The sequence below is a fragment of the Marinomonas pollencensis genome, from assembly GCF_003387375.1.
Lineage (GTDB): Bacteria > Pseudomonadota > Gammaproteobacteria > Pseudomonadales > Marinomonadaceae > Marinomonas > Marinomonas pollencensis.
The window spans coordinates 219,725-245,412 of the sequence record NZ_QUNG01000006.1; the positions used below are offsets into that span (position 1 = coordinate 219,725).

At 46.1% G+C, this 25,688-nt stretch carries 20 protein-coding genes, 1 other RNA gene and 1 CRISPR repeat array; of the genes, 7 read left to right on the forward strand and 14 right to left on the reverse strand.

Annotated elements, in window-relative coordinates:
• Positions 1-8 precede the first annotated feature (8 nt).
• Positions 9-2,894: a CRISPR direct-repeat array (repeat unit 28 nt; unit sequence CTTCACCGCCGAACAGGCGGCTTAGAAA).
• Between the two features lie 127 nt (positions 2,895-3,021).
• Together DFP81_RS10885 and DFP81_RS10890 are read right to left on the reverse strand one after the other, a co-directional pair.
• Positions 3,022-5,391, reverse strand: a complete 2,370-nt coding sequence (locus DFP81_RS10885) for a YbcC family protein (protein WP_115897808.1) — start codon at positions 5,389-5,391, stop codon at positions 3,022-3,024.
• Between the two features lie 15 nt (positions 5,392-5,406).
• Positions 5,407-7,014 (reverse strand): NADH-quinone oxidoreductase subunit L, encoded by a 1,608-nt coding sequence (locus tag DFP81_RS10890; protein ID WP_220342926.1) that lies wholly within the window; start codon positions 7,012-7,014, stop codon positions 5,407-5,409.
• A gap of 142 nt (positions 7,015-7,156) precedes the next feature.
• Here DFP81_RS10890 and DFP81_RS10895 point away from each other — a divergent pair, with 142 nt between their 5' ends.
• Both DFP81_RS10895 and DFP81_RS10900 read left to right on the forward strand, forming a co-directional pair.
• The gene (locus DFP81_RS10895; protein WP_115897809.1) at positions 7,157-8,047 is read left to right on the forward strand and encodes a LysR family transcriptional regulator; all 891 of its coding nucleotides are present in this window, start codon (positions 7,157-7,159) and stop codon (positions 8,045-8,047) included.
• A gap of 92 nt (positions 8,048-8,139) precedes the next feature.
• The gene (locus DFP81_RS10900; RefSeq protein ID WP_115897810.1) at positions 8,140-8,736 is read left to right on the forward strand and encodes a glutathione S-transferase family protein; all 597 of its coding nucleotides are present in this window, start codon (positions 8,140-8,142) and stop codon (positions 8,734-8,736) included.
• Positions 8,737-8,876: 140 nt separating this feature from the next.
• Here the strand turns inward: DFP81_RS10900 and DFP81_RS10905 are convergent, their stop codons facing one another.
• The 3 genes from DFP81_RS10905 to DFP81_RS10915 form a co-directional block, all read right to left on the reverse strand.
• Complete coding sequence (locus tag DFP81_RS10905; RefSeq protein WP_115897811.1) at positions 8,877-9,512, reverse strand: ATP-binding cassette domain-containing protein; 636 nt, start codon at positions 9,510-9,512, stop codon at positions 8,877-8,879.
• A 34-nt stretch (positions 9,513-9,546) separates the two neighbouring features.
• The gene (locus tag DFP81_RS10910; RefSeq protein ID WP_115897812.1) at positions 9,547-11,277 is read right to left on the reverse strand and encodes an ABC transporter permease; all 1,731 of its coding nucleotides are present in this window, start codon (positions 11,275-11,277) and stop codon (positions 9,547-9,549) included.
• Positions 11,278-11,369: 92 nt separating this feature from the next.
• The gene (locus DFP81_RS10915) at positions 11,370-12,569 is read right to left on the reverse strand and encodes an ABC transporter substrate-binding protein (RefSeq protein ID WP_115897813.1); all 1,200 of its coding nucleotides are present in this window, start codon (positions 12,567-12,569) and stop codon (positions 11,370-11,372) included.
• 172 nt (positions 12,570-12,741) lie between these two features.
• On the opposite strand from DFP81_RS10915, the gene DFP81_RS10920 reads away from it, so the two are divergent.
• From DFP81_RS10920 to DFP81_RS10930, 3 genes are read left to right on the forward strand one after another with little or no spacing between them, the layout of a single operon-like run.
• Positions 12,742-13,884, forward strand: coding sequence for a succinylglutamate desuccinylase/aspartoacylase family protein (locus DFP81_RS10920; protein WP_115897814.1), 1,143 nt, complete (start codon positions 12,742-12,744; stop codon positions 13,882-13,884).
• 26 nt (positions 13,885-13,910) lie between these two features.
• Positions 13,911-16,211 (forward strand): ATP-dependent helicase, encoded by a 2,301-nt coding sequence (locus tag DFP81_RS10925; RefSeq protein WP_245959142.1) that lies wholly within the window; start codon positions 13,911-13,913, stop codon positions 16,209-16,211.
• A 60-nt stretch (positions 16,212-16,271) separates the two neighbouring features.
• Entirely contained in the window at positions 16,272-17,225 is a 954-nt protein-coding gene (locus DFP81_RS10930; protein WP_115897816.1) for an isopenicillin N synthase family dioxygenase, read from the forward strand.
• 47 nt (positions 17,226-17,272) lie between these two features.
• Here the strand turns inward: DFP81_RS10930 and DFP81_RS10935 are convergent, their stop codons facing one another.
• The 4 genes from DFP81_RS10935 to DFP81_RS10950 form a co-directional block, all read right to left on the reverse strand.
• Complete coding sequence (locus DFP81_RS10935) at positions 17,273-18,058, reverse strand: class II glutamine amidotransferase (protein ID WP_115897817.1); 786 nt, start codon at positions 18,056-18,058, stop codon at positions 17,273-17,275.
• A 90-nt stretch (positions 18,059-18,148) separates the two neighbouring features.
• Positions 18,149-19,783 carry a methyl-accepting chemotaxis protein gene (locus DFP81_RS10940; protein ID WP_115897818.1) on the reverse strand — a complete coding sequence of 545 codons (1,635 nt, stop codon included), beginning with the start codon at positions 19,781-19,783 and terminating at the stop codon, positions 18,149-18,151.
• Positions 19,784-20,108: 325 nt separating this feature from the next.
• A complete protein-coding gene (hisI, locus tag DFP81_RS10945) occupies positions 20,109-20,513 on the reverse strand; it encodes a phosphoribosyl-AMP cyclohydrolase (RefSeq protein WP_115897819.1) in 405 nt (134 codons plus the stop codon).
• 28 nt (positions 20,514-20,541) lie between these two features.
• Positions 20,542-21,405 (reverse strand): 6-carboxytetrahydropterin synthase, encoded by an 864-nt coding sequence (locus DFP81_RS10950; RefSeq protein WP_115897820.1) that lies wholly within the window; start codon positions 21,403-21,405, stop codon positions 20,542-20,544.
• A gap of 228 nt (positions 21,406-21,633) precedes the next feature.
• On the opposite strand from DFP81_RS10950, the gene ffs reads away from it, so the two are divergent.
• Positions 21,634-21,730: signal recognition particle sRNA small type (gene ffs, locus DFP81_RS10955), an RNA gene on the forward strand.
• A gap of 99 nt (positions 21,731-21,829) precedes the next feature.
• Here ffs and DFP81_RS18235 read toward each other — a convergent pair.
• The 4 genes from DFP81_RS18235 to DFP81_RS10970 all read right to left on the reverse strand — a co-directional run bounded on the left by DFP81_RS18235 (position 21,830) and on the right by DFP81_RS10970 (position 24,173).
• Complete coding sequence (locus tag DFP81_RS18235) at positions 21,830-21,973, reverse strand: hypothetical protein (protein WP_181903081.1); 144 nt, start codon at positions 21,971-21,973, stop codon at positions 21,830-21,832.
• A gap of 322 nt (positions 21,974-22,295) precedes the next feature.
• Positions 22,296-22,658, reverse strand: coding sequence for an MmcQ/YjbR family DNA-binding protein (locus DFP81_RS10960; protein WP_115897821.1), 363 nt, complete (start codon positions 22,656-22,658; stop codon positions 22,296-22,298).
• Between the two features lie 85 nt (positions 22,659-22,743).
• Entirely contained in the window at positions 22,744-23,127 is a 384-nt protein-coding gene (locus tag DFP81_RS10965) for a hypothetical protein (RefSeq protein ID WP_055254558.1), read from the reverse strand.
• Positions 23,128-23,570: 443 nt separating this feature from the next.
• Positions 23,571-24,173, reverse strand: coding sequence for a TetR/AcrR family transcriptional regulator (locus tag DFP81_RS10970; RefSeq protein WP_115897822.1), 603 nt, complete (start codon positions 24,171-24,173; stop codon positions 23,571-23,573).
• A gap of 197 nt (positions 24,174-24,370) precedes the next feature.
• On the opposite strand from DFP81_RS10970, the gene DFP81_RS10975 reads away from it, so the two are divergent.
• A complete protein-coding gene (locus tag DFP81_RS10975; protein WP_115897823.1) occupies positions 24,371-25,276 on the forward strand; it encodes a haloalkane dehalogenase in 906 nt (301 codons plus the stop codon).
• Positions 25,277-25,484: 208 nt separating this feature from the next.
• Here the strand turns inward: DFP81_RS10975 and DFP81_RS18620 are convergent.
• On the reverse strand, positions 25,485-25,688 hold a 204-nt coding region (locus DFP81_RS18620), incomplete at its 5' end, for a hypothetical protein (RefSeq protein WP_220342928.1).

The window sequence follows — 25,688 nt, forward strand, 5'->3', positions numbered from 1 at the left end:
TCAAGCATCTTCACCGCCGAACAGGCGGCTTAGAAACATTTCGGGTGTCACTCCGACAAGAAGTTTTACTTCACCGCCGAACAGGCGGCTTAGAAAGACATTTGAAGCGGCCAATTTTTTGACTTCATCTTCACCGCCGAACAGGCGGCTTAGAAATACAAACACCCATTTGCAACCATTATTGATGGCTTCACCGCCGAACAGGCGGCTTAGAAATGTACCCATCAAGGAAGTGGAGGCGCCTTAGAAAATATTGTTGTTCCATATTCAGACACCCAAAGTCTTCACCGCCGAACAGGCGGCTTAGAAATCAAATTAAATATGATGATTTAAATCCTATTACTTCACCGCCGAACAGGCGGCTTAGAAAAAAGGTGTCACGGTTGCGGTCACTGCCATGACCTTCACCGCCGAACAGGCGGCTTAGAAAAGTGAAACATGCCAGGCGCGTGCGGCGAGTCGCTTCACCGCCGAACAGGCGGCTTAGAAACACCAATAATTCCTGCCATGTCTGTTGCATCTCTTCACCGCCGAACAGGCGGCTTAGAAATGTCAGATCCGCGACGCCCAGGGCGTACATATCTTCACCGCCGAACAGGCGGCTTAGAAACTATGACGCGTCTGTACGCGAATGTAATTACTCTTCACCGCCGAGCAGGCGGCTTAGAAAAAAGCCATCCTCTGCGCTCAGCATTAGCGAATCTTCACCGCCGAACAGGCGGCTTAGAAACTATGACGCGTCTGTACGCGAATGTAATTACTCTTCACCGCCGAACAGGCGGCTTAGAAAAAAGCCATCCTCTGCGCTCAGCATTAGCGAATCTTCACCGCCGAACAGGCGGCTTAGAAAAAAGCGTGGAACTCAATTAAATCAATGTTTGCCTTCACCGCCGAACAGGCGGCTTAGAAAAATATCAAAGTAGTTTTTAAGCCACTCGACAGCTTCACCGCCGAACAGGCGGCTTAGAAATAACCCACGATGAAACAGAAATAGTCAGCATCACTTCACCGCCGAACAGGCGGCTTAGAAAGTCAGGGTCAAGGAGTCAAAATGATACAAGCGCTTCACCGCCGAACAGGCGGCTTAGAAACCGACGCAAGCAAAAGCGAAGCTGCCTCCCGACTTCACCGCCGAACAGGCGGCTTAGAAAACATCAAGAGAATGGCTAGAACGGTTGTATTCCTTCACCGCCGAACAGGCGGCTTAGAAAAGCGGGTTTTATGTGGCCGTACCAATGCGAAGCTTCACCGCCGAACAGGCGGCTTAGAAATCCTGCAAGAAGATGGTGCGCCTAATGGTATTCTTCACCGCCGAACAGGCGGCTTAGAAATTACAGAGGAGGAAGTGGACAAGATGAGCGAACTTCACCGCCGAACAGGCGGCTTAGAAAACAGTGGCAGGTTCATAGATGTCGAACTGTTCCTTCACCGCCGAACAGGCGGCTTAGAAAAACTGGTGTGAATAGCTTATGGGCTGCATCAGCTTCACCGCCGAACAGGCGGCTTAGAAAAATCGTGTTAGTTGCCTGTCTATCTGAGTTGACTTCACCGCCGAACAGGCGGCTTAGAAAACTCTGCGCTAAGATTAGAGTAAGAATCTGTTCTTCACCGCCGAACAGGCGGCTTAGAAACTGTGAAGTTAGGTAGGAGCTTTGGACATTGAACTTCACCGCCGAACAGGCGGCTTAGAAATAGGCAGAACACTTCCGTAAGGTAAGAGTCTTCTTCACCGCCGAACAGGCGGCTTAGAAAAAGCATTGGGCTATGCGGCCAGCGTAAACGGACTTCACCGCCGAACAGGCGGCTTAGAAATCTGCCGTCGTTGCGGGCGCTGGTCTCATGTACTTCACCGCCGAACAGGCGGCTTAGAAAGTACCACTGCATTGATTGCGGTTGGAAGGGGCCTTCACCTCCGAACAGGCGGCTTAGAAATCAGCCATAATGGATAAAACAAATTCGGCTTGCTTCACCGCCGAACAGGCGGCTTAGAAACTGCGGCCCGCGCGACGGAGACGGTCACACCACTTCACCGCCGAACAGGCGGCTTAGAAAATTTCGAACATTTCTTTCGCATATTCGATGATCTTCACCGCCGAACAGGCGGCTTAGAAATGTCGTCATTACCCCTGAAATGGTTGGTCATACTTCACCGCCGAACAGGCGGCTTAGAAAAAAAAGGTAGAGACGAACACGATCTCTAAAGCCTTCACCGCCGAAGAGGCGGCTTAGAAATTTTGTCTTGCAGAATTTTTTATCTTCTTTAGCTTCACCGCCGAACAGGCGGCTTAGAAAAGTAAACGAGTGGCCGCCATCCGAGTAAAAATCTTCACCGCCGAACAGGCGGCTTAGAAATAGATCGCGAAGATGAAATTGTTGAATTCATGCTTCACCGCCGAACAGGCGGCTTAGAAACTCAAAATGAGGGGGTAGGCAATTTTCGTCAACTTCACCGCCGAACAGGCGGCTTAGAAATTTGTCTTTTACTGACAAAGCGCGAATGTGCTCTTCACCGCCGAACAGGCGGCTTAGAAACATGCATCAACCCAACAAGCTCCTCTTCCTTCATCTTCACCGCCGACCAGGCGGCTTAGAAACTAGGGAACGAACCCTTGACACCCTCGCCAAACTTCACCGCCGAACAGGCGGCTTAGAAACTAGGGAACGAACCCTTGACACCCTCGCCAAACTTCACCGCCGAACAGGCGGCTTAGAAAAGCAATAGATCCAAAGATCGAACAGCCATGCCCTTCACCGCCGAACAGGCGGCTTAGAAAAAAGTCTGAATCTGTTTAGTACCCACAGAGAGCTTCACCGCCGAACAGGCGGCTTAGAAACTCTCTGAATCTTACGTTGATTGCTGCCTCACCTTCACCGCCGAACAGGCGGCTTAGAAAATCATAGAAGGTTCGAGATCCCGAACTTGTTGATCGCTTCATGGTCAGAAGCCGCGGGCTGGCGATAGAGTAAGCCGACGCTTTCTCTATCGGGCCGTTGGGGTGAGTTAGTCTGCTTTATGTGTGGTTAGGCGAGCCATTGTTGTTGGTAATAGCGTTCAATGGTGTCGTCTTGCCAGCTAAATAGATAAAGCCAATTATTGTCGATCAGGTGTCTGACGGTGTCGTGTTTGGCGACTATGTCTGCGATGGCGTGCTTTGGTGCTGCGATATAGACCGCCAGTCTAACCGGTGTGTGCATCCAGTTTTTACCGTCGCTGATCGATTGCAAGGGGAGTCCAATTCGCAAATCGCCTCCGTTGCCTTCAAACACGCCAATATTACCGCCCACGGCGTTGTGCAGTACTTTATTGCCGCTACCAAATTTAAAGTGGTCCGTGACGGATAGGTTGTATTGCATGTTTATCCAGTGAGTCACCAACATAGGCGCGGTTAATAAGCGTTCTAAAATGGCAAATTCGTTGTCCGTTTGCGCTTCATAATCGTGTAAAAAGCAACGACCTTTTAAGTCCAGCTGACGTGTCTTATAACGAGGTGCGATGATGAAGGCGTTGTTGTTCGCTAGCCCCCATTCTGGGTTGACTTGTGACCAGTCGTTAGCCCGTTTTAAAAAGGCTTTATGGCGCTGTTTATCTGATACCTCAAGCAGGGAAGCGTCTAGCTTTTTAGCGCGTTCTTTTTGTGCGCCATACATGGCTTGCTCTAACCACTGAGCGTGTTGTGGCGCGAGCGTGTGATCAAAACAGGTGAGCTGATCTGTGGTGGTATTGTGCAGCGCCGCAACAAATTTGCTGTTTTGTGGAATCTGTATGCCCATAGTTTTTAAGCTTGAGCGCACTGCAGGGTCATTTAATAATGTGGCCAATACTTTGACATTCACTTCGCCACTTTGTCCGCCACAGGCACCACACTCTAGCCCTGAGGCGTGTAAGTTGTTGCTGGTATGGCTACCGTGACCAACCAATAACACGGTTTCTGCGTAGTGTTTTATGCCCATGGCGTCTAATATGCCTTTGGCAAGCTGGGCCTTATCCTGGCTGGTTAACGGCTTACCATTCTGGGTGATCTGCCACTGTGTGTTGGGGGCGAGTCGTGCCGCTGGGTTGGTTTGACGCTTGGAAAAAAGCGTCTGCTTGAACATCTTAAAGGCATACCACCACCCCATGGATTCAACCATAGAGAAAGAGGCGGGGGCGGCGTGTCCCCAGCGTTGCCAGCGGGCTTGCTGTTGTTCGTTTTGAGCGTGCTCAATGTCGGTTTCAGATTCACTAACGGTAATAGAAGGCTGCAACAAGCCAGGAAGCTGAGGCCTTGAATACTGACTGTGTTTGGCTTTGTATTCGATGGGTAGGCCAAAAAATCCAGCAAAGCCCAAGGTTTGTATGGCATCACTTTGCTTTTCTAGGGCGCGCCTGAACACTTCTGAGCGCACATCAATACAGAAGACCGCTTGCAGCTCTGCTTTGATGGGGGGCACCAATGACTGGCTGGTCAACTGCTGACTGAGCTGCTTTTGTTCTGAGTATTCTAACGCCAGCGCCCAAATTTTTACGCTTAGTAAGGCTTCTTTATGTTTGGCGATGTGTTGCTCTATGGTCTGCTTTTGTTTTTTCCACGCTTGTTTGATGCTGTTTGCTTGTGGGTTTTTATGCTTGCTTAGATAGCGCCAAATAACCAGTTCCCAAGCCATTTTAATCGCCAGTAACGACATCAAATGCTCTTCTTGTTGGTCAGAGTCCTGCCATTGCAGATAGGCAAGGTAGCTGCTCCAGCCGTTAATATCCAACAACAAAGCATGGGCGTAGTAGGGTAATGAGGCCTCATCTAATGCCAATTCGTTGATCACCATGGTAAACAGTTGGTCCGTGGTTTTGGGTAAGGTTTTAAACTGATGAATTAACTGAGGCTCATCAAGAATAATACTTAACCCCTTGTCCTCAGTGGTAACACTAAGCCAATGCGGATACAGGTGTATTTGATTATTACTGCTCATTTGTCTTAGGGTCGGACTAATTTGCTGATAATGGTCGGCACAAAACTGGCTTACTTGATGGGTGATTTCATCGTGCCACGACATTTTATTAGCCGGTCTTTCTTGGTCTGCCAAATCGGCGATATTTTTCCATGGGGTGAGCGTGGGAAGTGGCTGCGACAGCATTTCAATAAGTGATTCTGGTAATGCTTGTACGCCATAATGCTGAGCGGCTTTAGTAAGCGATGCTTGATCAATACGTCCCTGATTAAACCAAGCGACATAGGTTTCTGTCGGTAAATAGGCCTTGATGCCAGCGATGGCAGAAAGCTCAGTGGCGACTGTGTCAAAGGGCTTATCTATCAATGACCACAAAGGGTTAACGGCGATGAGTTTATCAAGCGGCCAGCTAGGGGCGATCTTTTCTGTGGCCTTCACTAATAGGCTTTTTTGCTGGTTATTCATAGTCGTATTGATTCCCTAATAATGCTTAGGCAAGCTAAGTTGAGACGGTGACGTTGAGTGTTTTTGTTTGCTTCTTGCAGGCAAGGTAACCGGCCAAATTTTTAGCACTGCACGGGTAACCCATTCATCTAGGTATAAACCTGCGAAAAGCGTCATAGACAGACGACGCACCCATGGCCAATGAATTTGGTAATGCAGCAAAAGGTTAATGGTAAACAGTAAGGTGAATAAGCTCATTGCCCAAATATCAGGGTAAGAAAAAGCCGCTACATGGTTTGTTTCAGCGGGTAAGGCAAACCACATTAGGCTCTTTAGTGCGGCATAAATCAGTGTGAGAGCGAGGCCAGTAACAAAGCTTCTCAACCAAGACACAGAGTGTTCAGAAGAGCGCCACTGAACGAGTAAAATACTCAGTGCCAACGCAAACAGCCACCAGGTACTAAAGGCGCTATCAAAATGAAAGGCAAAGCGTACCGCTACTACGCAAAAGGTGGCAATGATTAACGCCAGGCTCCAATCTTTCATCGTGGGGAAGACCGGCTTATTTGCTTGGTATTTTGTTGGCGCACAGAGGGCCAATCTCAAATAATCATTAATCGCATTGCTTGAGTTGAGGAAGGAGTAGGCTTTGTAAAAAGAGTGAGCTAATAAATGCAACAGCACCAGTTCATAAAGGCCAAGTGCAAACTCCAACAGCATTAATCCCATTTGTGCACTGGTGGACCAAGCCAAGCGAACTTTAACGCTGATGCGGGTGGTCATCACCAAGCTACTGGCTAGGGTGGATAGGCCTGCGACAATCAGTAACAGCCAGATAGCAGGGGCGCTTTGTGACACCAATGGGGCAAACAGCAGCAGCATGTAACCGCCTAAATTGATTACCCCAGCATGAAGTAAGGCGCTTACCGGTGTGGGGGATTCGACCACCTGAATTAGCCAGCCATGAAAAGGCAGTTGCGCACATTTGATTAACGCGGCTAAGGCAATGAGGCAGGCCGCTAATTGATCCTGCCACGCAAGGGGTTGTCCCATTTTTAATGGCTCAGTTAAAGACGACAGCAGACTACTTATGTAGACACTCTGGTGTTGCTGATACAAGAGTACAAAGGCGATAAGCAAGGTCAGCTCTGCGATTCTCGCTAAGATGAACTTCTTATGGGCCGCTAAAATGGCACGGGGGCGATCAGGAAAAAAGGTCAGTAAGTTATGCAATGAGAGGCTAATGCAGAACCAGCCAAGCCAAAACAGTACGAGGTGATTGGACATGACGGTGACCGCCACAGAAGCAAGAGTAAACATTAGCCAACGATAATAGCGCGGCAGGTTCGCTTGGCCATTCATGTAATTTCGCGAGAAACGGAATAATACCCAGCTCATTATCACGATGAGCGCGAGCATGATCTGGCTAAGCTCGGTGTGGCGAAGAAGTTGTTGAGCGGGCTCTGGTGTAGATAAAAAGAAATACGCCGCGAGATTTAGCCCATAGAGACACAATAAACCACGGCTTAGCCAAACGGCTGTTTGTGCAACTGAGGTTGATTTTTCTCGGCAGCCAAGCAAGCCACACAAGATGAGCGCGATAGGAATAAGTACAGGCAATAAATTCCAAGTGACCAAGGGCACGTTTTATCTCCACATCAGGGTTAAATAAGTTGGGGGCATTATGGAGATTTCATTGATATAATAAAAACACATATATTTTATGAGATCGTTCTGTTTTTGTTATGTGTTGTTGGTTTTTGTGCTTTTGTAAGGACCATTATTTATGGCTAGATTGAATTACCACCACTTATATTACTTTTGGCGAGTGACCAAAAACCGTAGCTTAACCGAGGCCGCCGAAGAGTTGCATGTGTCACAGTCGGCGTTGTCTGCGCAGATAAAACAGCTTGAGAGCAACCTCAATGTGACGCTGTTTCTGCGACAAGGTCGCAAGCTGGTATTGACCGATGTGGGGCGAAGAGTACTGGCTTATGCGCAAAACATCTTTAGCACAGGGGAAGAGCTGGAAAACTTCCTACAAAAAGACACCGCTTACCAAATGCAGCACATCACTTTGGGCGTACAAAGTAATCTGTCTCGGAATTTCATTGAAAGTTTTATTGAACCCTTGCTTGAAAATGCCAATATCAACTTTTCTTTGTCTTCAAGAGGCATGACAGACCTTCTCAATGGCCTGGTGAATCACGAGATAGACCTTGCTTTAACCAATCGTGCTATTTTAAGTGAAAGACAAGATACTATCTGGCAAAACCAGCTAGTGGCGCGTCAGCCGGTGGCGATTATAGGGCCTTATGGTGACAAGCCTAGCAGCGAATTCCCTGAAGGGTATCAGGATAAAAAGTGGGTGGTTCCGGGCAAAAATGCAGACATACGTTCCGCGTTTGAATCCTTTTGTGCGGTGCATCAGTACCAGCCAGATATCAAAGCGGAAGTGGATGATATGGCGATGTTGCGCTTGTTGGCTCGAGACAGTGGTTTTTTATCGGTTTTGCCCCCGGTGGTAGTGAAAGACGAAATTGAATCAAAAGTGTTAGAGGACTACGGCAGCATTCCACAAGCCTTTGAAAGTTTTTATGCGATTACCGTACCCAGAAAATTTGCCGCGCAAAACGTGCTAGATCTTATTAAAACGGCGATTAATAAATACGCCTAAGTAGCGCTTTGCTGGTGGGGTGTAGCCCTCATATTTGGCAGCTGGAGTGCTATCTGTTACCCAAGGCAGGCTGATGAATAGAGAGGAGTAGAGTGAAAATATATGGTGATATAGGGTCTGGGAATTGCTACAAAGTGAGATTGCTTTGTGCTTTATTGGCCATTGAGCATGAGTGGATTCATCTTGATATTCTGGCAGGAGATACTCAGGCGCCTGACTTTTTAGCAAACAACCCAGCAGGTAAAATTCCTCTGTTGGTTTTGGCAGACGGGCGATGCCTGTCTGAGTCTAATGCCATATTAAATTTTCTGGCCACAGGCAGCGAGTTGCTCCCCCAAGATCCTTTTCTACTGGCTAAAGTCCAACAATGGCAGTTCTTTGAGCAATACAGTCATGAGCCCTATATTGCGGTGGCGCGCTTTATCGCCAAATACCTTGGGCTTCCTGAGTCCAGGCGGGCGGAGTATGAGTCAAAACAACAAGGGGGGCATAAGGCTTTGGCGGTGATGGAAACTCAGTTAATGACAACACCATACCTTGTGGGAGAGACACTAACAACGGCAGATATCAGCTTGTATGGCTATACCCATGTGGCGCAAGAAGGTGGTTTTGATCTTTCCTGTTATCCCGCCATTCAAGCTTGGCTGAATAACATCGCTGCTCACCCGGCTTACCTAGGCATGGAATAATAGGTGCTTCGTTAACCTAACCCTGTCATTTGTTCTTTGGTATACCTCGGCATGGAGTAATTTGTTAACTTAACCCTGCCATCGGTTCTCTGGCTAATGCTGTCATCAAGATGTGCTGAGTAGGGTTAGCCATAAGAGCGCTAGTGCGCAGCGGCCAAATCGATACAGGGTCCTTGCATGGCTTTGGCGTCTTCTGCATCGTGGGTCACCAGCAGCGCAGGAATATTGGCTTTGCGAATTTCCTCCAGTACAAAGACACGTACTTCGCGGCGTAGCGCCGGATCTAGCTTGCTAAAAGGCTCGTCGAGCAGAAGAAAACCAGGTTCTGATAAAAGTGTTCGCTGTAACGCAACGCGGGCTTGCTGGCCGCCAGAAAGCTGTTCTGGAGTGGCGTTGGCTTTGTCTTTAATGCCTACGCGTTCTAGTGCTTGGTAGGCCAGCTCTAAGCGATCGCATTTTTTGACCTTGGCGGGAATCGCAAAGCTTAAATTTTCTAGAATACTCATGTGAGGGAACAGCAAAGGGGTTTGTTGCAAAAGCCCCACACGGCGTTCTTGTGGGGTCTTAGTATGAATAGCAACCTGGTCCAAATATACTTCTCCTTGGGCATTTAAACCGCTTGAAAGCGTTCCACTTAAAAAATTTAATAGGCTAGATTTGCCAATGCCGCTGGGGCCCATAAGCGACACCACCTGTCCATTTTTTATGTTTACATTAAGCGCCTCAATAAGGGCCTTATCTGCTAAAGACAATGAAAAGTTTTTTATAGAAAGCACATTTGCTCCTTGTCTGGGTAAAGCCGAGAGCCTGTTATTGGCCGTGAATAGGAAGTTGCTTGTAGCATTTTCTTAGCCGCAAATAGAGCGCCAGTCGCCATCGGGTCCAGCGCGGTGGTAAAACATGGGCCAGCCAAAAGACAAATACTGGGAAAAAGGCTTGTAGTAGTGCCATGCTGCCCACTTGTTTTCGATCCCCCGATGCCGCTTGGGTGACCGCTTCTGTGGTTAAGGTGCTATAACGACCTTCTCCAGCAATCAGGGTGGGCAAATATTGGGCAATGCTTACTGAAAAGCCTATAGCGAATGCGGTTAGTAATGCCGGCTTTAGCATGGCGAGTTTAATAACAAAATAATTACGCCAAGGGCGGTGAGTTAACCGATTGGCTTGCACTAGGTAATCTTCATTGTAAGCCAAATAAGGGCCTCTCAAAGACAAATACACATAAGGTAATACGTACATTAAATGCAGCGCGATAATGGCGCTGAGGGTGCCATTAAGGTTTATTTGAATCAATAAAATGTGCAGACCAAACAAGAAGCCTATTTGAGGAAGCAAGATCGGCACATAAATAAGCCAGTCAAATGGGTGGTTTTCTGAGTGTTTCGTTAGGCGCTTGATTTCTAGCATCAGAGCGCTCATCAAACAGGCAATAAGCGTGGCTGAGAAGGCAATAATTAAGGTGTTGCTGGACAGCTCGATGAGGATCGGGTAAGCGCGTTTGATATTGTCGAAGGTCCAACTTGATGGCAGTGCATCAGGAAAGCGCCAACGTCGTGTTAAAGACCAAATAGGCAGTATCACCAGAGACACCAGCGCGCTGAATAAGGTGACCAAGCCAAACAAGACACCCATTCGTAGCAGATAATCGGTGAAGCCCGTGCGCTTGCCGTTGCTGCGTTCGGCTTTTGTTAGTCGAGTTAATGCACAATGAGCCAGTTCCCAGCCCAACATCACCACGCCAATCACCAGCATTAGAGCAATGGCGCCAGCGCTGGCAACAAAGCGCTTGCTGAGTTCTGGGTCGTTAAACCAGTGGAATAATGTCACGGCTAAGGTAGAAGGCGTATTAGGGCCAATCACCACAGCAAGATCAACGACGGTCAGGCTAAACGCAATCACGATAAAGATCGGCATGCGAATAATAGGGTAAAGCTGAGGGATCAGTACTTTGCGCCAAATGGTTAGGCGTTTGTAGCCCAATGTTTGGCATACTTCTAGGGTTTTTCTGGCATCAATCGCATGCAAGCTGGCAAGCATAATAAACAGCAGATATGGCATCTCTTTCATCACCAACGCAAAGATCAGTGAAAAGCCGTAAGGGTCTTGAACGGTAATCCAATTAGGTGGGCGGTCAAAGCCGGTTAGCCAGGGGCTAAACAGCCGCATTAGCCAACCTGAAGGGCTTAATAAAAATAATAAGCCAATGGCAATAGCCGCATGAGGAATGGCGAGTATAGGGGCAAGTAGCTTTTCAATTTTTTGAAAAAAGGCCCGTTGATATCCCCACGCTAGTAATGACAAGGCGATCCAAAGGGCGACTACAGGTGCAATAATGCCGGTTATAAGGGTGAGTTTAAGGCTGCTATAAAACTCATCGTTTTGCCATAATGCCCGCCAAGAGGCGAGTGAAAAGTGCAGCTCTCCTAAGGGCGGAAAATAATGAAACGCTGGCAGTAAAGTGCCAACCAGCCCGACCAGGACTGGGATGGTTAATAATAGAGCAAGCAACCAGCTGGTAATGCGTAAGCGGTTAAATAGCATGTAAAACGAATGACTCTTTAAGGGTAAATAGCACGGTATCCAGTGCTCTATAAGGGTTGGCAGAACGCTGCTTTAGCGAGGCTTTGGCCATGCTATTGTGCATAGCGCTTGAGCCATTCGTTTTCCAGCGCTTTTACCCAGCTTGTATCTGGCTCAGGCAAGGTTTTTCCCAGCTCTGAAATGTTTAAAGTCGCAATGCCACGGGGAATAGCGTCGAATTGCTGTTGTTGCCTAGCGGAGAGTTTTGCATAAGACAGGACACTAAGGTCACCCCATACGGTAGGTTTCTGTTTTTGAATTTGTGCTTCTGGCGAGAGCATGAAATTCGCGACCACTTCTGCCCCTGCTTTGGCGCTGCTGTTATACGGAATAGCAAGAAAATGGGTGTTGCCTATGGTGCCTTTAGTAAACACATAAGAGCGCACCGAATCAGGTAAATTACCCTGTTGAATAGCAACCGAAGCAGATGAAATATCGAAGCTTAGGGCCACATCTATCTCTTGGTCATCCAGCAATCGAATCATTTGAGTGGCATCGGTTGGAAAGACTTTGCCGTGGCGCCATGCGACCTTGTTGAGCTTGTCTAGATAGGCCCATAACGGCGCGGTAACCGCCTGAAAATCAACGTGACTGACGGGCTTTGTCAGTGCGCTTTTATCTGTAGTGAGCTCATATAGTGCCTGTTTAAGGAAGGTCGACCCTAAAAACTGCGGAGGGGCAGGATAGGTGATACGGCCAGGATGCTGTTGGGCGTAGGTGAGTAGCTCTGGGATGGATTTTGGGGGTGTTTTTAAAGTGGCTGTGTCGTACATAAATATGACTTGAGCCATTCCCCAAGGGGCTTCCATGGCATCTACAGGGGTGCCAAAATCGTGAGTAAGGCTCTCTCGAGCTTGCTCATTGATGTATTTTTTGTAGTTCGGTAATTGGGTGCTAAACGGGCCATAAAGCAACTTGTTTTCTTTCATAGCACGAAAGTTTTCACCGTTTAACCAGATCAGGTCAATGGAGCCTTGGGTATTTTTGCCCGCGGCTTTTTCAGCCAGCACACGATTTACCGCGTCCGCGGTGTCCGTTAATTTCACTTGTTTAAGCGTTACGTCGTACTTTTCTTTAATGCGTTTGGCAGACCAGCGAATGTAGTCGTTTACGTTATCAGCACCACCCCAAGCATTGAAATAGACGGTTTGTCCTTTGGCTTTATCCAAGGTGTCTTGCCATTGCGCGTTTGCTTGCAGGCTGGTGAATAATAACGCTCCGCTAAGCGATGCGGCGATCAACGACTTGAGCATTCCTGTCCCCTTACTAATTACTGAATTTGTTATGACGTTGGTTAGACGTATTAGTTCGCTGATTTATTACAGTGTTTTTTAATACTGAGAAGTTTTTATTAAAATTTTGTTTTAGCGTAACATGTTGCCTGCTCAATGTGGGCGTGTGTTTCACCGAATGATAAGAGTCAGTATGCCATATCAAATTTATTCTCATACCTTACCGAGTGCGACGCTGGGCACTCAGCGTATTCTTAAAGCGCACCATTTCGGAGAGCAGGGCGCGCGACCAAAAGTGTATTTACAAGCTGGGCTCCATGCCGATGAGTGGCCCGGTTTTTTAGTGCTAAACAGCTTAATTAAGTTGTTAAAGGAAGCCGATGATAAAGGCTTAATTAAAGGGGAGATTATTATTGTGCCGGTGGCCAATCCCATTGGTTTAGCACAAAATTTCCACGGTTATATTCCTGGCCGTTTCGCATTTTCAGATGGTGGCGGTAATTTTAATCGTAACTGGCCTCAACTGGGTGAAAAAGTAAAAAAACGCCTTAAAGGCGAAGTCACAGGCGACGCTCAAGAAAATATTGGTTTGGTGCGCTCATATATCGCTCAAGAGCTCGCCGCCTTGCCTGAGAACACAGAATTGCAAGGTATGAAGAAGACCTTATTGGCTCTGTCTATGGACGCCGACGAAGTGCTGGATCTGCATTGTTCTGGTGAGGCGAGTATGCATGCCTATGTGGCACAAGAGTTTGAGGACTACTTCAAGCCCTTGTTGGCTTTATTAGGTGCCAAAGTTGGCTTATCAGAATTAGAAACCGGCGCGGCGTCGTTTGATGAAACCAATGTCAGTGTGTGGCGTACACTAAAATCAGATTATGCCCACTTAATCCCTTGGGGTAGTCGTTCGTTAACGCTGGAACTGCGTGGTGAAAACGATATTTCGGATGACTATGCCAACCAGGACGCTAACGCGCTATTTGATTATTTGGTCTTGCGTGGCGTGGTGCTTGGTAACGCACCTGAGGTGGACGACAGCGAAGTGGTTTACTATCCGTTAGATGCGATGGACCTTGTGAAAGCTCCAAGTGCTGGCATTGTTTGCTACAGCAAAAACATCGGAGACCCAGTGGAAGCGGGTGAAGTGATTGGTGAGGTAGTCGACTTAATGGAAGATGATGTAACGGCGTCCCGTTACCCGCTTATTGCGCGCGCGAACGGTGTGTTTTTTGCCCGTGTGCAGCGACGATTAGTGGCGCGGGGGGAATCGATTGCAAAAATTGCCGGTCGTGAGCATCTTGCTTTCCGCGAGATTGGCAATTTATTTGAAGACTAGGCAAGCGTATTTTGATGGATGAAACTTTGACAGATCAGCAAGCAAGGCCGCGACAATTGACCGCCGAGCAACTGGCCGTAGTGCAACACAATGTCAGCTCACCGGCCAAGGTCATTGCGGTGGCAGGGGCAGGGAAAACCACCACCTTAATTTCACGTATTGAGTTTTTACTTGAGCAAGGGGTGGATGCTGCTGAGATTGGTGTGTTTATGTTTAACAAAAGCGCACAAGAAGAGTTTAGTGAACGCTTAACTCAACACTTACAGCAGGTAGGGCAGCGACGTGCGCCCAGTGTTATGACCTTTCACGGCTTTGGTTTAAAGCTGTGTCGTCGCTTGGAGCAGCAAGCTTGGTTGCCCAATGCGAAGCTGCTGACGGACGATTTTAGTTTGGTAAAACTGGTTCGTGAAGCGCTCAACCGATTGGTGCGAAACGGCGAGAAAGTCACCCTGCAAGACGAAAAAGATTGGCTAGAAGATGTGCTGTTATTCATCGATCAAGTGAAAGCTTCAGCGCAGCCTGCCATGGCAGTGTTTGACTCTTTAGGATGGTCAAAAGAGCGCCGCTTTTTTCCGGCTTTATACGATGTATTGGAAGATCTAAGAAAGCGGAATAATGTACGTTTTTTTGCCGATTTATTGGCGGATCCTTATCAGTTGCTTTTGGATCTTGATGCAGAGGAACAGCATCAAGTACAGGGCTTTGTGCCTAATTTTCGGTATTTATTGATCGACGAATTTCAAGACATTAACCCATGCCAATATGAGTTATTAAAGATGCTGTATCCTGCGCCTTGTCAATGGATGATAGTAGGCGACGTACAGCAATGTATTTATGAATGGCGTGGCGCTAGCCCTGAGATCATGGCCAATCAGTTTGACCGAGATTTTGCAGGAGTAAAGACGTATCCATTGAGTACCAGTTTTCGTTTTGGGCACACAATTGGTCTGATGGCGTCCAGTGTTATCAGTGAAAACGACCCTGATGCTTTAGTGCTAGGTGAAGGTAAGCAGACTGAGGTTTCCTTCGCCCGTGCTCCTAAAACAGGTAAAGCCTTGTTGGGCGAATTGAAAGCCTGGCTTGAGTCTGGTCGAGCTCTGAATGAGTCAGCCGTACTGGTGCGTTTGTACAGTGATATGGTACCTGTTCAGCTGGCGTTGATGCACAAGGGTGTGCCGTATCAATTGCATGGTGATTCACCCTTGTTGGAAAACCGACAAATACGCATGTTGATGGCGTATTTAGCGGTGATTGCCGGTGCTTTAGAGAAGCCAGATCTCTTCTTTCGTCGTGATGATGTTGATTTTCTGCTGACCGTGCCTAGCTTAGGTGGTTCGGTGGCCCAGCGTAATACCTTAATTCAGCAAGCGCGACAGTCGCCTCATTTGTTGCCGCAAATTATTGAAACCATGGCCGACCAAGCAGAAGGGTGGCGAGCCAAAAAACTCTATGAGCGGGCTGATTGGTTGCGCAGCTTGAGTATTTATCGCTCGGATCCGGGCCAGGGCTTGGCTCACACCCTAGAGAAATTGGGTATATATCGTTATTTTGAGAGCACCAGTAATAAGGATATTCAAACCCAAGAGAAGATCGCTACCTGCGAGGCTTTTATTGCCTATGTTCGTGGAGTAGGAGGTGACGCTGCCAGCGTACTGACCCAGCTGGCACAGCTTACTGAAAAGCAAGCAGACGACGCCCATGGTATTCATTTAATGACGATTCATAAATCTAAGGGATTAGAGTTTGATTTGGTGTTGCTGTCGGGGCTACAAGAAGGGCGTTTTCCCTATTATGACGAAGATCTAAGCGCAATAGACAAGCAGGCTGCAAGCCAGATGGCATCAGAGCGCCGCTTGTTTTACGTGGCGATCACACGAGCTAAACAAAAATTGGTCTTGTTAGAAACACCGACGCCAGACGACACTAAGAAGATGCAACGCGGAGACATTCCGCGTGCTGCCTTAAAGAATCTTGCGTTGTCGCGTTTTGTCTTTGAAGCGCAGCCTTATGCCGTCAGTAAAGTGATGCAGCTATGGCCAAAAGGAAGCAGTGAAGACCCTATTGATACAGAAAAAGGCTCGCTCTTTCAGCGTTATCTAAGCCGTGTCGCAAATTCGCCAAATTTGGTGTTTCGCCATCAAATGAGCGACAACAATAAAGGCTTACAATCTGGCGATAAAGTACGCCATGATCAGTTTGGTCAAGGCGTGGTGGTGCGCCAAGAAAGTAACGGTAAACGCATGATTTTTGTCGACTTTGGCGAAGCAGGTTTGAAGCGTTTTAACCCACAACATACGCAACTCGTAAAACTGTCATCGAGAACCTAGCCTGTTTAATAGATAGGCAGTTTTGCGAAACACATTATGATTAATTTGGAGCATCTAACCATGTCTATCCCGCTAATTGATTTGGCAAAGCTTACTCACAGTAATGACTCGATTCGCCTACAAGAAGTCAGCGCTCTGGATAAAGCCTGCCGTGAAATTGGTTTTTTCTATCTGGTAAATACCGGTATTCCGGCGGCATTGTTTGATCAGTTGATGTCGACTGCTCAGTCTTATTTTGCACAGCCTGATGAGGTTAAGCGCGCCATTGATATTAAGAATAGTCCAAACCATCGAGGCTATGGATGCATAGGTGAAGAGCAATTAGATGAAGTTTCCCATGCTGATTGGAAAGAGACCTTTGACATGGCTCTGGACTTGCCAGTAACGCATCCGCTGGTGGCGAAATACCCCAAAATGTATGGTCCTAATCAGAACCCAGATGATCCTAAGGCGCTTGAAGTACTGCATGACTATTATTTAGCGGCCTTTGATGTGGCAAAAGTCGTGTTAACCAGCATGGCGCAAGCCTTGTCGCTGGAAGATGATTTTTTTACCCGTTGTTTTACCGATCATGTAACAGTACTGAGGATGATACATTATCCGCCACGCCCACAGAGTGATCATGACAATGGTGCTGGCGCACATACGGACTATGGTTGTGTGACTTTATTGCTGCAAGATCAAATAGGCGGTTTACAGGTTAAAAACCGCCAAGGTGAGTGGGTCGATGCAACCCCCATTGAAAACGCGTTGGTGGTAAATATCGGGGATTTGATGCAGCGCTGGACGAATGATGAGTATGTGTCGACGGCCCACAGAGTGATGTCTCCATTAGAAGGCGTGCATCGTTACTCTTTTCCATTTTTTGTGGAACCAGATTATGAGACTAATGTGGTTTGTGTTGAGTCTTGTCAGTCAGTTGATAACCCAGCGAAGTACGCGCCAATTCTAAGTGGTGACTGGATACAATCTCGCTTTGACGCAACTTATGCTTACCGTGAAAAGGAAGCCTAATACTCAATAAATACGATTGCCACCGATGAACAGATAAAGCGGACTGTTTAGGCTGTCAGCTTTATCAACTCTGGTAACGCTTCTACACGATATTGATTGTCTTTGATACGTGCCATGTGGCCTTGTGGAATCAGCGTCCAGCCTTCACTAGAAAGCTCAAGAGGCTCAGAGCCAATGACGATGTGGTGCTCAAATTCTTTGCAGTATAAGCTTGGGGCATGATCATCACTGGAAAAACGAATGGCGATCATTTCGCTGCCATTAGACAGTACCGAAGTGAAACGAAATGGCTCTGTGATGTTTTTCTGCCGCATAATTTCAAGCACTTGTGTGATGGTGGATGCGATGGCTCTTTCGGGGTTTTCTTCTAAACCGTTGGCGATCAAGAGTAAAAATATCACTTCAGAATCGGTCGCGCCACGGCGCTCATTGTATAGGTGTTCAGGGATAAGGCGATCAAGCTGCCAGCGTAAGGACTCATAATCACCTATTTGGCCGTTGTGCATAAAAAGCCAGTTTTTATAGCTAAAAGGGTGGCAGTTAGAGCGATTGGTGGCGGTGCCTGTTGAGGCTCTTACGTGGGCAAAAAACAGCCCGCTTTTAATGTGTCGAGCAAGGCTTTTTAAATTGCAGTCACTCCACGCGGGTAATATTTCATGGTAGAGCCCTGGCTCTTCCTGTTCGTCATACCAACCTAACCCGAAGCCGTCTGCGTTGACGGTGACTTCCGATTTTTTGGCGCTTAAGCTTTGGTGAATAAGAGAGTGCTCTTGTTCAAACAATAATGATTCAAGGTAAACTGGGTCACCTTGATAAGCCATCCAACGGCACATGTTATTCTCCTTGCAAGCAGGGGGGGGGAGCCCCTCTTTAACTATTAAGGTGTGATTCTACACCTTGAAGTAGCTAATTTTTGTAGATAATTATTCCGCTAAGCCAGCCAGTTGAGCTGAAGATTCGCTAATAGAGTGAATGGAGGCGGTAGTTTTTGATGCAATGTCAGTAATATTAGTGACGTTACGGCTGACTTCTGAGGTGACGCTGGCTTGTTCTTCAGCGGTGCTAGAAATTCGGTCATTCATCTCGCGTATTTTAGACACAAAGAGATTGATATTACCCAAAGAAGACTCTTCGTGTTTTACCTGACTAACCGCATCTGTGGAGCGCTGATGGCTCGATGACATGGCTTTTACGGCAGAGGCGGTACCTGAGTTAAGTAAGGTGATCATTTTCTCGATTTGTTGGGTCGCATCCTGAGTGTTTTGTGCTAAGTGTCTTACTTCGTCGGCAACCACAGCAAAACCTCGCCCTTGTTCACCGGCTCTAGCAGCTTCGATAGCGGCATTGAGAGCCAACAGGTTTGTTTGTTCTGCGATGCCCAAGATGACATTTAGAATATTACTGATCTCATTGGTGTTGCTTTCGAGTTCGTTGATGATGTCTGCTGAGCTCGAAATTTCCGATGCTAATTGTTGAATAGTGATAATGGTATTAGCCACAATGCTGGTGCCTTCAGTGGCGGCCAATTCTGCTTCATGGGCCGCTTGGCTAGCATCTGTAGTGGCTTCAGAAACATGCACCGCAGTGGCTTGGATTTCTTTCACTGCTTGAGATATTTGGGCGGTTTCATTCTGTTGCTGCTCTACCATGCTGGATGATTCATCAGTGATTTTATTAAGGGCATTGGCTGAATCCGTTAGCATGCTGCTGGATTGGGCAACCTCATGAATAATGCCGCGCAATTGTTCAACCAGTTTGTCCATTGCCGTTTCAAGCATGCCAATTTCGTCGTTACGCGAGGAGTGGGAAGCTTTTTGTCCCAGCTCACCAGAAGCGATTTCTTCTGCACGACGGACCGCATTACGCAAAGGACCACAAATACCATTAACAATAAGCAGGCTGATCACAACCCCGACAACTATCAGTAGTGCTGCAATCGCGCCACTGGTGTAGGTGCTTTGGTTCATGACTTGTTGTTGCTGTTGGGTGGTTTTATCGTTGTAGGTATAAAGCGCCGCGAGGATTTTTTCCATCTGGCTGTTGATTAGCTTTAAGCTGCTATCTGCTACACGACGTGATTTGTTCGCTTGCATGGTTTTTAGCTTGGTCCACCAAGCGTAGGTTTCAGTACTGGCTTTTAAAAAGGCAGCTTGTTGCTCTTCTAAGGTATTGATTTGCTCTAAAAGAGTGGTGCGTTCTGGATTCGCTGGCATGGTGGCTAAGATAGCCTTAGCAGAATCAATGCTGGTGACGAGCTTGGCAGTGTGTTTTTTAAACTCTTTTTCGGATTCCTTAATTTGTTCTGTGCCATAGCCAATGATGGATTTTGCTATCGATACTTGGAAAAAACCACGCTCGAACTCAACAGATTGCTGAAGTAAGAGTTGGCGACTTTTTTCTAAGTTGCTCATCAAGTCTATGTTGTTACTAGACAGAGTCTGTAGCTCTGAAAAGATTTTTTTGCTGGCAACAGCAGAGTTGAGGCTCACCCCAATGATGACTATCGAAAATAGAGCAATTAGGGAGAGTATTTTGGTGCGGACTGATAGATTTAGCATGCATTAACCTAGTGTCATTATGAAAGAAGTGACTTTATTATTTTGAGCAAAACATATGCCAAGAGGGGCGCCCAAAGGTTTGCCTCTAATTCCAGCTTAATGCTTCTGTGAATGATTTGTCTATCTACTTGTTAATTCTGATTATTTTTCAATCAGTGGGGGCGGAGTTGGTTATCGCGTGGTGCCATGATTAGCTGGGTTATCAGGTATTTGATCATTAATCAGGAAAGGAGTGTGAGAATAGAAAGAAGGGTTGGATAAAGATGCACTGCTTAGATACTGCCGCAGTGCTTCTTTATTGTGCGATATGGTTTTTTTCTGTGTTTTATTCTGGTGCGGTATGAATGACGACCTGGTCACCATTGACCCGAAAAAAGAAACAGTCGCGGCGGTTGGTGTGACAAGCGGGTCCTTTTTGATCTACCTGTAACAAAATGCAATCGCCATCACAGTCGAAAGACATGGATACTAAAGATTGTCTGTGGCCTGAGCTTTCACCCTTACGCCAGTATGTTTGGCGTGAGCGTGACCAATAGCATACTTGACCTGTTTCCAGTGTCTCGCGAATGGATTTTTCGTTCATGTACGCCAACATTAACACTTCGCCACTATCGTGTTGTTGTGCAATGGTGGCAATAAGCCCTGCATCGTCTGTTTTTAAGTTGGCGAGTACCTCATCCAGAGAAAGGGACTCGCCTTTATTCATCGTTTCAAATTGTTTTAAGCTCATGCTTAATGTCCTGCGATTACTTGGTTAATTATGCGCTCACTGTCTTTTCTGAAATAGCGCCCTTGCCGATGCCTTCAAAAGCATGGACTTCAAAATGCTTGCCTGGGTTTTCCATTGCCAAGGTGTTGGCTATGTGTGCAGAAAGTGACTCGACTGTAGTGTCACTGTCCAGCATGTAGACTTGTTGGCTGTCGATAATCAGTTCGAATTGACCTTGGGCACTCTCGTAACCAAAGTGGTGGTAGTGTTGTTGCTCTTCATCGATTAAGCCAAGCAGATCTTCTTGCGTACCTAAATAGCTGTCTTCCCAACGTTTTGCCCAGTCTTGTTCGCGTTCGGCACTTCGAACACCATCTTCATAAATTTCAATGGTCGAGCGATGGCCGTGGGCGATGCGCTGACAGTTTCCGGCGTGTTTCTTTAGACCGTGGCTGTATTGGTATTCCGCCCCGTCAATTTTTTCTGATGAAAAACGCACACTAACGGCTTCTAACTCGGCTGGCAGTAGGTCTAAAATCTGTGCTTCCACCCATTGTGCCGCTGCTTGTGGGGTAATCTCGCTCATTGGCAGTGAACAAATAGCCTGGCTTGGGGCATCACATTGAAAGCGACGGCCATCAGCGTGATTAAACCGAAATGAAACACGGTCATCTTTTAGAGGTGACAATGTGGCATTTGGGTGCTGAGTAGGGATCGCCAGCATGTGGTCAATATGGTCGTCGAGCCATTTTTTAATGTATTTTTTGACTAGGCTAAAGTCACAGATCATGCTTTCGTCATTCAGTTTTCCTGCCAGTACTATGTCTGTCTGCCAGCTTTCGCCTAATAATCCACGCTCAGCATCAAAATAGGATAAATCCACGTGTGTTAGGTTTTTAACAAATAGCTTCAAGTAGCCGCTCCTCTAAATATTATGGCGGCTATCTTACCGTAAATAGCGAAACTGGTGCTAATCTAAAACACCCGCTAACGCCGTTAGGGTGTGTATAAAATGTGCAACAGAGTCGCTTAAAATGCTTTTTTGCTAAGCATTTGAAAAACGTAACAAAAGTTGTTGATATTTCATAATGGCTGCGTATAATTCTGCCCCAAGGTCAACAGGCCTCCTTTATGGTGTCTCTGCTGGTCCCCTCGCAACAATAAACCGTTAATCTGGTCAGGTCCGGAAGGAAGCAGCCACAGCGGTGGACTTGTGTGCCGAGGTGCGGCTGGTGGAGATGCCACCTTAATCTCCCCATGTAAATTCCACCATAAGATGACAAACTTTGCAGCATAAGCTGACATGGTCTAAGTCTAAGTTGTTATTTAGCTACAACTTACAGGTGTGGTGTATGTACATTCGCAATTTGCGTAAGCCAAGTCCAAGCAAAAATATCTACAAATTCGCGAGTAGAAAGAACCGCTAAACCATCATGTGTGAAAGTGTCCATTTTCGTTTTAGACTGTTCGGGCTGAAACATTTCTGCCTCATTATGAGTTTGCGCAACAGAATAGTGTGTTTTTCATTCAGGAATACGTCCTACAATTACTAATGAGTGAGCTTGTAAAACAGCTTTCTGATTGATGTGTTCACATCAAGCTCTTAACCTTACGACTCTCGTGAAATTGCGAGTATAAGCGGGTAAAAGTAGATATACCGATCCAGCTTCATGGTTCGGCTTCTTCTTGAAATACGACCAATGACAGAAGCGTTACACGCATAGTCTAACAGTTGATGTACACACTTAATCCGCAAGCAACTTTGGCGAGCTATTATGGTTAGATCGCCCAAGTGTATGTTTATCATTGAGGTAAGCCAAGCGTTGCTTGTTTTCGTTTACTTAGTGCAGAGGAAACTATTCGATAGGATTCAGACAGGTAATACTTCAGCTCTTCATCGAGCGTTCCGTCGGTATCGGTTTGCTGGATCCATTTCATCCCTCGACTAGCAAAGTATGGAGCAGGACGATAGCCATCATGATTACACAAGAACTCATAATTGAGATTTGAAGTCTTAAATGTATACGCAGAAGCTCCATTTTTTAGAGTAAAGCCAATCGCATACACCTTTCCCCCCACCTTCCACACATGTGAGTTTCCCCATTGCATGACATAGGTTGAGGGTTTTAAAGCTTCACAAAATTGATTGAATTCATCGTGTTTCATACCCCTGTATTCCTTATCTGATGCTTTTTAAGCTACTTAGCTCACTTTAGCTACATTGGCTTTATAAGTGAAAAAGTGAAAGCTTTTAAGAAGCGGACTTTCCTAAAATCAGAGACATAACTGGAATTCCCGTTATTTTTGAACTTCCGATTATGTAGATTGTGGCAGCGAGCAGATCCATTAATGAAATAGGAATAAATGCCATTGGCGCGATACCAAGCAGAGCGGCATAGCTGACAACGAAGAAGCCAAAAAGTCGAACAAGGCCATTCCAAACAATTATAGGAGCACGCCTAGGTAAGTCTGAGACAGCCCAAAGTAATGCTGCCCCGATACTTATAAAGAACGAAGCGAGCACAAGAGTAACAATGAATGAACTTGGCTTAGGAGAAAGAAGCTCAGGGATCATGATCCCAATCGCGACAGGAAAATTAAAAATGGCGGTAATTTGTACAAATTTCTTAAACATATCTCTACTCAATTATTTGAATGTATCGGTTGACTAGGATTTATTTTGTAGTGATCAGTAAGTAATGTCAATATTTTTTAGCGATAACTACAAAATAGGTTTGCACTCCTTATCCTCGTTACAAATCAATCACACAGACTGCATGAAGAATTCACTTATGCTCTGTCATTTACCAGAACAATAAAAAAAGAGTTTGCTAACTTACAACAAGACTCAAACGGCGATACTCACCATAACAATAAGCGACACAAACTCCTTACCCCTTTCTTTACCCATCAAATAAACGGGTTATTCAATACATTCTATAGCGATCACTAAGAAGTATTTAGTTATAGCGTTGACATTCCTTAGCGATCGATACGGAATGTTTACCCTGGCGTGGTTGCAACAGATATGGCGGATCTTACTGGTTTAAGTGAAATGGCATCGTCACCACAATAGTATTACTGACCACTGCTCGTCTGTATCGAATTGAGTGCGTAGTCCATGACCGATTCTGCAACTTGCTGTGACTCACCCGCCCGAATCTGAGTTGCAAGACCGTAAAGAACTGATAGTAGATATCTCGCTTGTAGTTCTGCGCTTGCAGAGTCATTAGTAACGCCTTCAGATTCAATCAAAGCACCAATTAATTTTTGGGTTTTAAAACCAAATTGTTTTATGTGTCTCGTTGCTTCTTCTGGGAAGGCAGCGCTATCAGACTCATTGACGCTTTTTACTAGTAAACAGCCAAGTGGCGTTTCAGTATCTGAAAATTTTTGAATCAATTCATAGAAACACGCTCGTAGTTTTTCTATGACGTGCGTATCTGAAGGCTCTGTGATATGGCGATAACACGGGTCAGTATATTGCGTGATGTAATGCGCGATCACTTCTTTGAATAGCTGCTCTTTATTGCCAAAAGCGGCATATAAGCTAGGCGTATTGATCCCGAGCTCTGAGGTTAGGTTCGCGACAGATGTAGCTGCATAACCGTTGTTCCAAAATATGCGCATTGCCTTATCGAGTGCGATATCTCTGTCAAACGATCTCTTTCTTCCGGCCATTAGCGATGGTCCTCCTACCTAAAATTGTCTGTATTGATTGATATTTTGTAGTACTCACTAAAAAATGTCAATTTCGATGTTGACTTTGTTTATCGATCGTTACAGAATGCATTCACACTATATGTATCGATCACTATAAAATATTGGTGGCCGTGCAGATGACTTTATGAATACCAACCAATTTGTAGGAAAAAATAATGACGATTAAAGCATTAAGAACACCAGAAGAACGTTTTTCAGTACTCCCTGCGTTTCCTTATCAACCTAATTATGTTGATGATCTTAGCGGGTATGAATCGCTGCGAATGGCGTATATCGATGAAGGTGATAAAGACTCGGAATACACGTTTCTTTGTTTGCACGGTGAACCAACATGGAGTTATCTATATCGTAAAATGATTCCAGTTTTTACTGATGCAGGTCATCGTGTTGTTGCCCCTGACTTATTCGGTTTTGGCCGCTCAGATAAGCCTATTGAAGACTCTGTGTACAACTTTGAGTTTCACAGAAACAGTCTAATTCAATTAATTGAACGCTTAGATCTTAAAAATATTGTGTTGGTTTGTCAGGATTGGGGAGGGTTCCTTGGTCTTACTTTACCAATGGATATGCAAGATCGTTTCAAAAAACTTATTGTGATGAACACTGGTATATCAAATGGTGAACCGCTGGCTGAAGCAGCAGTACAGTGGATAGCTTTTAATGAAACGATTTCAGAATTACCAGTAGCAGGGCTAGTCGCATGTGATGCTGGCGCAGCTGTCAATGTGATGGATGTACTTGCATATGACGCGCCATTCCCTGACAAAAACTACAAAATTGGCGTGAAACGATTCCCACAGATGATCCCAACAAATGCGGATGATGATGCGGTGAAGTACGGACTTCGTGCGATTGAGTTCTGGTCAAATGAATGGAGCGGTGAAAGCTTCATGGCGATAGGTATGAAAGATGCAGTCTTAGGTGAAGCCGCGATGATGCAACTAAAATCGGTGATCAAAGGTTGCCCTGAGCCAATGAAAATTGAAGAAGCAGGTCACTTTGTTCAAGAGTATGGTGTTGAAGTAGCAGAGCAAGCTCTTGCTTCATTTACGATGAGTTAGTTGTACTCATTCAGACCTGACATATGGTCATGCTCATAAGCATTTTTGAGCATGCCGTATTGTTCTAAACACAGTGAACTTACAAACCAATCTTCCGAGAAGTTAAACCTAGGAATTAGTTATATGAAGACAAATATTGAAAACAAAGTAGTTGTAATTACAGGTGCAGCAGTGGACTAGGTGAAGCAATGGCTAGAAAACTGGCTTCTCAGGGTGCAAAAGTGGTGTTAGGCGCGCGCCGCATTGAAAATGCTGGACGCGATTGTTGCTGAAATTCAAAGCGAAAATGGTCAAGCAGTAGCATTGGCAACAGATGTGGTAATCCCCCCGAAAAATAACAGCAGCCAAAAGTAGAATTTTCTCGTAATCTAAACGCAGGAGGTTCTGCATGAAAAAATCTCGTTACACTGAT